We start from the raw sequence: 5063 nt of genomic DNA, 5'->3' as shown, positions 1-5063 counted from the left end.
ACTAAAAAATTTAAATTATAATATAAAAAAGATTAAAATTAGGATAAAATAATGATATTAAATGTAAGTTCAAGGACAGATATACCATCTTTTTACTCAAAATGGTTATTAAAAAGATTTAAAGAAGGATTTGTTTATGTAAAACATCCAATGTATCCAGATAAAATCTCAAAATTAGAACTTAATAATAATCTTATAGATTGTATAGTTTTTTGTTCAAAAAATTATAAACCTCTTTTAAATGATATTAATAAAATTACAAATAACTTTAACACATACTTTTATTACACAATAACTGCCTATGATAAAGAAATAGAACCAAAAGTACCATCAATAAATAAAAGTATTGATACACTTATTGAATTATCTAATAAAGTAGGAAAAGAAAGAGTATCCTGGAGATATGATCCAATATTAATTACTGAAGATTATACAATAAAAACACATATAAAAGCTTTTGAATATATTGCAAGTAAATTAGCACCATATATTGATAGATGTGTTTTTAGTTTTGTAGATATGTATAAAAAATTAGAAAAAAATATGCCAGAGATAATACCTTTAAATCAGAAAGATAAAAATGAAATAGCTAAAAATATAGGACATATTGCTAAAAAATATAATTTTACAATTCAAACTTGTGCAACAGACTATGATTATACAAAATATGGAATAGAAAAAGCATCATGTATAAATTTAAATCTACTTGGAAAAGCAAATAATATTAAATTTAAAGATTTAAAACATAAAGGACAAAGACCAGGATGCCATTGTATAGAAACTAGAGATATTGGAGAGTATAATAGTTGTTTAAATGGATGTAAATATTGTTATGCAAATAAAACACCTAAAAAAGCTATTCATAATTATAAATTCCATGATAAAGATTCACCATTATTAATTGGACATATAAAAAAATCAGATACAATAACAAAAGCAAATCAAAAATCATTTCTTAAAAAAGAATATCAAAATATTAAAAATAATTATACTTTAGATTTTTTTAAATAGCTAGTTAATAAAAAAAATAGATTAAAAATATTATTTAAAATAGCTAAAAATAATTTAAATCTTTTTAAATAGTTATATAAAAATAATAAAAAATATTTAATAAATTAAAAAGATTAAAATAAAGGTCTAGGAATATTTTCCCTATTTAAAGGATAATCTTTATTATTACAAAGTGGTTTATTAATATATTTTAACCTATTATCAAGAAATACTCTTCCCATATCACTCGTTGCAAATATAGTAACCTTTGAACCAGAATAATAAGGTTTAACTTCATCTGCATAATCTCTAACATTTTTAGAAGCACATGCAGTTACAACATCAGCATTTTCAAATACTTCTTTTACATCTTCCATACTTATTCCACTTGTATGTGCAACAAAAATATAAACATTTACATCTTCTGGAATATTATAATTTCTAATTTCTTTAATTAAAGGAGATGGTAAGATTGTAATTGCAATATTTTTATATCCTCTTTTAATAGCTAATTCTAAACCACTTATAGGATCAAGTTCTGCAGTTTCAGGATTTATAACATTTTCATATCCAATATTTTCAATAACTTCTGGAATTGGGGTAGTACTAATAAGAGCAGAAACTCTTCCACCTACACCTTGAATTAAATTAGGATCAGTCATAAGAATAGTACCTGCACCTTCACATACACCTACAACACAATCAATTACACCTAATTCAACATTTGTTTTAAGAATTTCACTAATTCCAAAAGACATCATATCAGGTAAATTAAGTAATCTTTCTGGAGTACACATACCAAATTCACGTATTCTACGTTCTATATTATTTTTAATAAATTCTTTATCAAATTGATCAATATTTTCTATTTTTTTAAATATTGGACAAAAATCAATATTAGGTTCACCAATAGAAACAACTTTACCATTTTCAATAACAACTTCAGTTTTACCTAAAGCTTCTATAACATGCCTATCTTTTACCATTAAATACACACCTTAAAACAGATACTATAAATAATAATATAAAAGATTTCTTTTAAATAGTTTTTTTAATTTTTCTATTAAAAGATTAAAAAATAAAAAAATTATACTAAATAGAAAAATAGCTAAAATTAGATAAAAACTTAATAAAATAGATAAATAATAAAAATAGCTAAAACAGTGAAAAAAACAAAATAATAAAAAAATAGCTAAATACATAAAAATAGCTAAAATATGAAAATTAAATAAAAAATAGCTAGAATTATAAATCTAAAAGATCATCAGGTGAATTAATTACTTTTAATACATAATCATTATTATAATCTTCTTTTTCACCTTGACCCCATGTTACAATAGCAACATCAATTCCAGAGTTTTTAGCTGTTCTAATATCTGTTAACCTATCACCAACATAAATTATATCTTTTTTATCATAAGAAACATTATCTAATATTTTTCCTAAAACACTAGGATCGGGTTTAAATGGCCCTCCAAGAATATGACCAATAACAAATTTAAAATCAATATTTGGGAAAAATTTACTTGTTAATGAACGTAATAAATCTTGTATACGATTTGAACATATTGCAATTTCACAATCAGAATCATTTAATTTAGATAAAAGTTCACTAATACCTGGATAAGGTTTAGTATGGATATTTAAACTATTTTTATATATTTTTTCATAAGTTTCAAGTACTTTCTCATCAGATCCCATTTGACTTATAAAATCATTAAAATTAACATCTTCAATATTTTCATATTGAAAAATTGGAAGATTATGTTTTTCTAAAGCTTTATTATATGCAATAAGAGAATCTTCAAATGTATTAACTAATGTTCCATCAAAATCAAATATAAATAACTTTCTCATACAATCACTATATAAAAATAAATTTTTTTTAAAATAAAATAGCTAATTTAACTACTTAAATAATTATAAATCTAAAATTTCAGATGGTTTATCAATAATTCTTATAGGATAATTACAAGTAGATGCAATATCATCTGTTTGACCCCAAGATACTAAAACCATATCAATAGATGCATTTTGAGCAGTTAAAATATCAGCACTTCTATCTCCAAAGTATAAAACTTCATTCATATTAATATTTTCACTTTCTGCAATCTTAAATAATTTATAGGGATTAGGTTTTGAAGGTTCATTTTTAACATAACCAACAATATGTGAAAAATGAATATCAGATAAAAGAGAATCTGTAAGAAACTCAAGTAATTCTTGATCACGATTAGAACATATTGAAAGATTAATATTTCTATCTTCTAAAGTTTTTAAAACTTCTTTAATTCCAGGGTACAATTCAGTATGTCTATTTGCTCCATTTAAAAAATTATTTTTATATGAAAGTTGTAATTTTGGAATATCTTCAACATTTACAATATCTTTTAATGATTTTATAAAATTTCTAAAATCCAAATAGTCAATATTATCAAGATTACTAAGAGCTAATGTTGGATAATCATATTCAACTAATGCTTTATTAAATGCAATTAATGAATCAGCAAATGTATTTGCAATTGTCCCATCAAAATCAAAAATATATGCTTTCTTCATGAAATCCCCTTTTTTAAGATTAATAATTAATAGTATTTTTAAAGATAATATTTAATATAATTAATGTTTAATTAAATTAAAACTTTAATAATCTAATATAATAATTAAAAAACTTAATTTGTAAAATAATTTTACAATAAAAAATAAAAAAAAGACATAATTAAAATTAAAAACTAAAAATAAAAAATAAAAAAAAGAATATTATAAATTAAATAATAATCAATTTCATAAACTAAAAAGACTTATTTTATAAATCTAATATTTCTATAGGAGATTCTATAATTTTTATTGGATATGTACTTTTATAATCCTCATTATTTCCTTGTCCATATTTTGCAAGAACCATATCTACTCCTGCATTTTTAGCTACATCAATATCTGCATCTTTATCTCCAAAATATAATACTTCTTCTTTTTTGAGATTTTCTTTATTAATAATATCATTTAATCTATATGGATTTGGTTTATCTGGAATACCTTTTCTATATCCAGAAATATATTTAAAATCTATATCATTAAATAGCTTATTTGCAAAGTATTTTAAAAATTCTTCTTCCCTATTAGAACATATTGCTAAAGTGATATTTCTATTTTGCAATTCTTTTAAAACATTCTCTATACCTTCATAAGGTAAAGTGTTTGGTTTTTCATATTTTCTATATATCTTATTATATATTGTATACACTTATATTGTATACACTTCTGTTTCTTTTCCAGCATCATTATCTTTTAAAAATTTTCTAAAATCTTTATAATATAATGTTTTTAAGTCTTTATCATATGTTGGTTTACCACATATCTTTAGAGCTTCATTTACACAATGTATAGAATCATATATTGAATCAACTAACATCCCATCAAAGTCAAATATATATAATTTTTTCATGCTTTTAGTTTTGTTTACTCTATTTAAAGTTTTTACTTATCTTTTGTATAAACTAAATCAATAAAAACAAAAAATAGAATCTATAAAATATTTCAGATAATTGAATTTAAATTATTAAATAGAATGTAATTATTCCAAATATGAATTTAATTCACTAAATAAAATGTAATTATCTCAAATATGAATTTAAATTACTAAAAATACTCAAAAAAGAAAAATTACATGAAATTTAATTTAAAATAAATAAAAATTATTTAAAATAGCTAATAGTTAAGAGTAAATAAAAAAAGAAGCTACATCTAAAAAAACTAAATAAAAAACAAGTACTCGAAAATAAACAAAAACTAAAAAAAAGCTAAATCTAAAAAAACTAAATAAAAAACAAGTACTCGAAAATAAACAAAAACTAAAAAAAAGCTAAAACTAAAAAAAATAAAAAATAGTCATAAATAATGACTATTTAAATTTAAATATTTTAAGTTTTTACTATATTTTAGATTTTAGAATTTAAGCTGTTATTACAAGTTTAGATACAGAACTAACTGCAGTATATGTTCCATCACCAGCAAATCTAGTAACTACAGTGTAAGTTCCTCTTTTATTAATACTTACTTTAACAGTAGCAACA

Annotated in this window: 6 protein-coding genes; 1 reads left to right on the top strand and 5 read right to left on the bottom strand. The window is 21.4% G+C overall.

All coding sequences use genetic code 11. From position 1 onward, the window contains the following. Positions 1-51 precede the first annotated feature (51 nt). Complete coding sequence (locus BGI41_RS06560; protein ID WP_088539690.1) at positions 52-1011, top strand: DUF1848 domain-containing protein; 960 nt, start codon at positions 52-54, stop codon at positions 1009-1011. Positions 1012-1124: 113 nt separating this feature from the next. Here the strand turns inward: BGI41_RS06560 and BGI41_RS06555 are convergent, their stop codons facing one another. From BGI41_RS06555 to BGI41_RS06535, 5 genes are all read right to left on the bottom strand, one after another. Next, entirely contained in the window at positions 1125-1976 is an 852-nt protein-coding gene (locus tag BGI41_RS06555) for a methanogenesis marker 8 protein (RefSeq protein WP_088539688.1), read from the bottom strand. A gap of 259 nt (positions 1977-2235) precedes the next feature. Next, positions 2236-2847 (bottom strand): HAD family hydrolase, encoded by a 612-nt coding sequence (locus tag BGI41_RS06550; RefSeq protein WP_088539686.1) that lies wholly within the window; start codon positions 2845-2847, stop codon positions 2236-2238. 63 nt (positions 2848-2910) lie between these two features. Next, a complete protein-coding gene (locus BGI41_RS06545) occupies positions 2911-3549 on the bottom strand; it encodes an HAD family hydrolase (protein ID WP_088539684.1) in 639 nt (212 codons plus the stop codon). A 247-nt stretch (positions 3550-3796) separates the two neighbouring features. Continuing rightward, entirely contained in the window at positions 3797-4234 is a 438-nt protein-coding gene (locus tag BGI41_RS06540; protein WP_088539682.1) for an HAD family hydrolase, read from the bottom strand. Continuing rightward, positions 4235-4435, bottom strand: a complete 201-nt coding sequence (locus tag BGI41_RS06535; protein ID WP_088539680.1) for an HAD family hydrolase — start codon at positions 4433-4435, stop codon at positions 4235-4237. Between the last annotated feature and the right edge of the window lie 628 nt (positions 4436-5063).

The organism is Methanobrevibacter sp. 87.7, assembly GCF_002208625.1.
Lineage (GTDB): Archaea > Methanobacteriota > Methanobacteria > Methanobacteriales > Methanobacteriaceae > Methanarmilla.
This window is presented reverse-complemented; position numbering and strand designations above follow the sequence as displayed.